We start from the raw sequence: 7221 nt of genomic DNA on the forward strand, positions 1-7221 counted from the left end.
AAAGTCATCATTATATTTTTTGCCTGCAGGCTTACGTTCCATTTCGGACACATCCTCTCAAAATAATTGTAAGGACTTAATTAAACTGTGTCCATGAAACTATACTAACTCCACCTACTTTATATTACCTTGTTTTAAGTTACTTTAATATTTTATAAAAAACTCCAGCATTAACAGTAATGGATTCACTTGTGAGGTGCAAAACGATAAAAAAACACATACCAAATCACAAGAAAAAATCACCTAGTACCCGCAATTAGATTCACTGTGTATAATTCAGTCAAAAAGGCTTAGAGAAAATTTTTCTCTAAGCCTCAGTTTGTCGACAAACTGAAAGGGTTGCCGTAGCAACACTTTTTCATCTCAAGCAACTGTTAGATAATTATAAAGCAAAAAAATTATCAATAATTGAAGTGTTTTTATTCAAAATTACAAATACAAAAAAGAGTGCAATAATGGTTATTTTCGCATTCTAATAAAATATCAATTAAAATTATCCCCTTTTAATACCAATACTTCATATTGTAGTAATCTCTAAAGATTAAATTCTGTGCATTTTTTATGTAAGGTTATTTATACTTCTATAAATATCACTCATAAACTTAGCAAGGGGACGCTTATGAAAATCATTCTCATTTAAATAATTCCCAAAAATTGTTCTCTTCAACTCATCTTCATTAATAAACAGTTCATTGAAATCAGTTCGAATTTCATTCAATTTTGTTTCAGGATATATCAGCATTTTTTTGATAAGTTCTTGAGCAATATCGTTATGAATTTGATATTGGGACTCAAGCTTAAAAGTACCAATATTGCTGTTTATTCTTTTGTTCAAAGATGTTAAAGTGATTTCTAATTGGCTCTCATCCTGAATAAAATCTATCGATTTTATTCTAAAATTAAAATTAACTAAATCACTGGGATTAAAACGTGTATCATAAGGCGATAAGTATACACGTTTATTGCTTTTAATATGGTTACAACTAGGACATGAGGGAATGAGATTATAAAAAGACATTGCCAAAAAAGGGTACTTCTCCTTACAAAAATAATGATCCATCTGACTTGTCCTTTTCAGACCCCGGTTTGAATATGTAACATTATTAATAAAATTTCTATTACAGTAAGGACAGACTACTATGCCAAGCTTTTGTACTAATTTAGCTGCATTATATTCTGTATCAATTAAAAATTTAGAAGAGTTAGCGAAATAGGCACTATAAAGGTTGTCCCTTATGTACTTAATCTCATCCGTAATACTGCTAGCCTGATACGCATTTTTAATTTTAGGAAGTTGTCCCATATCTGCAAGAATAACTTCCTGAAAAGATAATTTAGAACCATTTGATCTAAACCATTGATTAATATCATCATATGTAAATTTAGTGCGTGAGTTATTTAAATGCTGATTTATTGCTTCTAAATGTTCGTTTGCGAGAATTTGCAAATCACTATTCCTTATCGGTATCATTGTTTTCCAACTCCAAAATTCTCTCCCTTAGTTGTTTTATTCTTTCTTCTTTCCAAAAAGATGTTTCAGCCATATACTTTAATTTATTTTTTATAAGAGGTTCACCAATAATGCTAATAATATAGTCTATTTCCTCTTTCTTTTGTTCTAACAAATGTAAATCAGAGCTATTCAATAAATCGATAACCTTATTAATTTTATATTTCGCAAACTCTCCTATAGTACTCGACATAAAAAAATCTTGTGCAAGTAAAGTGTGAATATTGGATGCGAATGTTTCCACTATGGGTACTATTTTACACTTGCCAGTTTCTAAGTCTTTATCAAGTGAAATTACATTCTCTTTTGGCAGGTCAGATATAATAAAAGGTGAATGCGTAGTGATCACAATTTGATAGGATTGATATCCATTTTCCAATCTATTCAAAAACGAGCATAATTCCTTTACTAACAATCTACTCCATTCAGGATGCATAAAATTATCTGGTTCGTCTAGCAGAATAATCGCTTTATCTCTTGTTTGATGATATTCTAACTTCAAAGCGTAATGGAGAGCGGCAAATAAAGACATAAGCGCTTCCTCTCCTGCACTGAATGGATGAAAATTAATCGAAAAGACTTTAATTAATGATTGTACTTCTTCATCGATAAAATTTAAATTATCTAATATTTTAAGAAAGTTATTTATGGATTCATCATGATTGTCTTGCAAGGGAATGTTTATTCTATTGTTGCTGAACCACTCTTGATCAAATTTTAAGATGTTTTTGATCAAATCACCCATGAAATCTAAAATTTGCTGTTTGTGCTTGAAATATTTATCAATTTCTTCTTGATAGCCTAATATTGTACTAATGACTTGGAGATAATAACTATAATAGTTTTCTTGTTCAACGGTAAATTCTTGAGTTACATTTCTTATTTTAGATAGTTGTTTTTCCATCTGCTGTGATGAAAAAAATTGTGAAGCTAAGGAATGACAAAAATCGTATAAAAAACGATTAATAAAGTCAACTTTTGGATTGAATTTAAATTGAGGATCATTTGGTTTTAGTAGGTTTATTTTTTCTTCAAATCCTTCTTTTAATTTTAAATCTAAACTGTCAATTAGATGCATATTTGGTGAAATTGTAAGATAAATGTTATTTTTAAATGCGAACATAAAAGAATCTTCTTGATTAGTCAATTTCTTTTTATTAAGATCAATAATCATCTCATATATAGCTGAATTACCAGTATTTTTATTGTTTAAGTTTATCCGATTAAATAAATGTGAAGGTTCATTTTCAATGGTCATGCTTTGATAATGTCGATAGGCATCGCCATTATACCTATGGCGAAAACTGAAGAAATTGATATTATCCTTATAGGCAACACCACTACCAAATTGTAAGAAACCTTTATACGACAGTTGTTCTTCCTCTAGTTCAACAATAATGCTGTATGGTTCAGTGATATGATTTATATTTTCACCGTTTGCGTATTCTTTAATATTATTTTTTATAAACTCAAAGTTACTGCCTTCAATTGCAAATAGATTACTTTCTAAATGGTAAATAATAAAGTACTTCAGATCTCTATAGTTACCAAGACTCTGACGGTCATAGCGCTTCGCTCCAAGAATATCTAATATATTTGTTTTGCCACTTCCGTTTTTTCCTATAATAGCTGTTATTTGGTCTACTTTTTGATCAAACAGCTTAGGGACTGTATAATTTTTTTCAATTTTAAGTATCGGATATTCTTTTCCTAATTCCATCTTATAATGAACATTAAACCTTGATGAAAAATTAAAACCAACGTTTTGAATATTACGATAATTATCCACCCATAAATAAATAAGTTCCATAAAGGCACCTCTAATTTAATTAGTTTTATAAGGGTCGTATCTTCCCCTGAAGTAATTAGTTAGTAAACAAAGAATGCTATTATGGTAATTTCCGCACTCTTTTTCCATTTTAGAAAAATAGTTAAAATTTATTAACCGTCAACCTTACATCATGACCTATGCTTATAAGGTTTTAAAGTGTAATACCTTTACAGTATTTATCAAGAATGGATTAAACTAAGTATGTCAATCATTAATACTGTAACTTGTTGAATTGCTTTGAAATGCTCTTCGGCATTTAACCGTGTATTTCCATAATCTACATAGAAATTAAGTGCCTCTGATGTCTTACTTAGAGATCTTAAAACATAGCTAAAATTATAGTAAACCCTTGCTTTAGATCATGATCTCTTACCTTTAATACTTCATGATAATGAAACTCTACAGCTTTAATAACTTCTGTGAAGAAGTGCATTACCCGATGCTAAACGCACAGTAAAGATAGCATCTACAGATAATAAAGAGTCTTGCTGCTCTAAAAGCCAAAGCATATTATTCAACCTTTTATTCATTTGGTAAATAAAATGTATTATGCAATATATTTTTCTTCAATCATATAATCCATGAGGTAATCACCTTTGGATCCTCACTCATAGGAGTAGGAGATGCTGTATCAATTTTAATAATATCTGAATGACCAAACGCTTCACCAAAAACTATGGCATATTGTCGCTCAAGACCAGATAAGTATTTAATTAAATCCTGATTATTTGAATTTAAACATCTTTGAATAAATTCAATATCGTTTTTGTTAGTAATTCGATGCACTATAAATGAATTGCATTGTGAGATAACAGTTTTAGATAACTCAGATGGACGTTGACTAGATATAATTAAACTTATTCCAAACTTCCTACCCTCTCGAGCTAATCGGTCAATGTAATAGGAGCCTAACTTGTATTCATGAGTATCTGCCTGATTAATATATCTGTGAGCTTCTTCAAATAATATTACTACGTTATTCACAACATTATTTTCTCTATTTGTTATTGCCTGTGCATACATTAGTTTTGCAAATAAAAAAATAATTACATCGGATTCATCTTTATCAAAATCAGCGTTGACTAAGATAATCTCTTCTGAGCAATTTAGTATCTCTTCAACGGAATTTCTGTTTTCGTTGTCAATAATATTTATAATTCTTTCATCTTCAATTATATTTTGAATACGATTAATCATGGTTGAACACCAGCTATACCACTGATTGTACTTAAACATATCTAATCCACTAGATTGATCCGGCTTTTGAGACTTACTCGCTATCCATTTGTTTATGGTTTTGGGTAAATCCTTAAATGAAAATTCTTTATTTGACCCATTCTGTTCACGTAATTGATCAATACATGATTTTAAAACTGGAGCTTGAACTCCTTGACTGGCACCTAAAAATTTATAATACTCATTGTAGCTTAAATAATAATGTGGTAAACGTAATTCTTCTTTAGTAATTTTTTTTACAGTAAACTCTGTATTAACAAAGGCTCTTTCATATTCATTGTTTGCATCAAAGATAATTATCTTTGGTTTTAGTTTTATTGCATTTTCACTTGCATCTTTAATTCTTCTTTTTAAACCTTGGATTATTGAGGCAACTGTACAACTTTTTCCTGTTCCAGTATTTCCAAAAACACCTAAATGCTTACCGAACAATATATCAGGATTGGCGCAAACTTCTAAGCTTTCATCGTTATAACTTCTACCTATGTTGATTTTAAAGAAAGAATTAACTCTAGTTATAGCTTGATAAATGTCCTTATTAATAGAATAAATCTCGCTTCCGATAATGGGAAACGTATTGATACCAGTATCAAATATTTTAAGAAAGCTATCATAAATTCCTAAAAAAGCTGCTTCGACAACATATTCGTCTTTGCTTCTTATATATATGTCTTCAGTTGCAAACGCATTTTTATCATATATTTTAGTTATTCTTGCAATAATTTGTTTCCCATTAGGAAGATAACAGTAGATTAATTTATTGATAGAAACTATAAAATCGTTTATCCCATTCTTTAAAATTAGTTTATTGGCTATATCTCTTTCAATTACTTCAATCTGTATAGTTAAGCCTTCAATTTTTATTATTTTTCCAATTTTTATATCCTGATCAATCATTTACTTTTCCATCCCTTAGTTGCTTTAATGTTTCAAGGATTACTTTATCCACTTGGTTATCGAATGGATAAGGAATTAAATACCGCACAATAAATTCAAAATCGGCTAAAACATTTCCAAAGAAGATCGAAATTCGAGAATCCTCTCTGCTCCTATCAATAAGACTTTTTAAATAAGGAGCTAAATCATCACTATCGCTTGTCTGAAAAGAAAAAACAATAAGGTTAAAGTTAGGACTAGAAAGCGCATTGGTTATAATATCATTTACATGCTCGTCCAAGAAACTGTATCCCATTACAATTAAACTAGAATTTTCTTTGTTGACAAACTCAATGAACTGTCTAAACATTTCACTATATGGCAAATCAAGAGAATATGTTTTTTTGGATTGTACAGGGTATATTATACATTCGGGGATATTTTCCAATTCGCCCTCATTTCCTCCTGATAAATTTGCAAAATTCTGTTGTTTTTCGGTTATTCCATATGGTGGCTTTGAATCATCAAACTCCCATGAAAGAGAGCCATGAAGTTTGAATAAATTTATTCCTTTTGTATTAATTTTCTCTCCATCTTGATAATTTAAATGAGTTCCTAAGTGGAAGGAAGAGGGTATAAAAGTTCTAAAGTGAAAACCCGCGAAACCATTATTTACATGTAACCCCAGTTCCTCTGCCGTTTTTTCAATCATTAAATCGTAATTCAAGGTGAAAATATTTACCTTTTTTAACTTTTCATTACGAGAAATTATTTTCTTTAAAAAAGACTTATGCAAATAGTTAGTATCATAATTTATCGTTAATACAAAGTTTTTTATAAATATGTATTTGAACTTATTAATAAATTCTTCTAACTCTTTAAAAACTTGACTCCCCAGATCCGTATTAAACACATTTTGATAGAAAGCCAGTAATTGATATAAGACATCTAGGGCTTGTTCAGGGCGCTTATATGCTAAAGCTCTAACAGTCTCTTCTATCTCATCTTTATTAGATAACGGCGTTTCTAACATAAAACCCTCTAAAAGCATACTATGCTCTTGTTTATCAGTAGTGTTTATTGCTTTTGATCCGGCGTACATAGAGCAGCCGTTACTCATAAGAATATGTAAATTTTCACTTTGAAGATACTTATTTAATATATCATTTCGAATTAATTGAGTTTTCCTCTTCCAAACCTCTTCCAAGTTTGATAAGAATTTATCATAAGATTTAAAAATATTCTGGCCCAATAATGTACATCTCTGTCCCCTAAGTATAGTGCCTAAATCTTTATTTATAGACACAATAAGTTCTTCATTTAGTTCGCTATATGTATCTTGATCTATCAATTGTTTAACATCATCAGCACTAAATGAGATATCGAATTCTGATTGTTTATGAATATAGGTATGCATTCCCTTCTCTCCTTCCATGACAATATTACCACACGCGTGGAAAAATGTAACAAAATAATTTTCCTGCTTTTCTTACTATTTGATACAGAACATGATTTCAAAAGTCACTAACTTATCAGGATATATTCACCTTGATAAAAAGATCTAACTATGCAAAGAGCATAATATTATTATACCTACGTTAAATAAAAACACAGGAGCAAACATTAAATGATGGATTTGAGTCAATAATTTGGACACAAAAAAGTTAAGTCTTAGGCTGTTCTTCTAATTTGATCCTCAATGGCTTGAGGTGTTTGATAGCCAATACTGCTGTGAATTCTCTTTCGGTTATACCAGCCTTCTATAAAC

General features: G+C 29.8%; 4 protein-coding genes. All 4 read right to left on the reverse strand.

The window, feature by feature from the left end; genetic code table 11:
- Positions 1 to 559 precede the first annotated feature (559 nt).
- Positions 560 to 1471 (reverse strand): hypothetical protein, encoded by a 912-nt coding sequence (locus tag B1A98_RS19535; RefSeq protein ID WP_063385394.1) that lies wholly within the window; start codon positions 1469 to 1471, stop codon positions 560 to 562.
- The gene (locus B1A98_RS19540) at positions 1452 to 3320 is read right to left on the reverse strand and encodes an AAA family ATPase (protein ID WP_063385393.1); all 1869 of its coding nucleotides are present in this window, start codon (positions 3318 to 3320) and stop codon (positions 1452 to 1454) included. Before B1A98_RS19540 ends, B1A98_RS19535 begins: the two co-directional genes overlap by 20 nt.
- A 591-nt stretch (positions 3321 to 3911) precedes the next feature.
- Positions 3912 to 5474: an ATP-binding protein gene (locus B1A98_RS19545; RefSeq protein WP_087903796.1), complete on the reverse strand. Its 1563-nt coding sequence runs from the start codon at positions 5472 to 5474 to the stop codon at positions 3912 to 3914.
- Positions 5467 to 6870, reverse strand: coding sequence for an SIR2 family protein (locus B1A98_RS19550; protein ID WP_063385392.1), 1404 nt, complete (start codon positions 6868 to 6870; stop codon positions 5467 to 5469). Before B1A98_RS19550 ends, B1A98_RS19545 begins: the two co-directional genes overlap by 8 nt.
- Between the last annotated feature and the right edge of the window lie 351 nt (positions 6871 to 7221).

This window comes from Pseudobacillus badius, from assembly GCF_002189605.1.
Taxonomy (GTDB): domain Bacteria; phylum Bacillota; class Bacilli; order Bacillales; family Domibacillaceae; genus Pseudobacillus; species Pseudobacillus badius.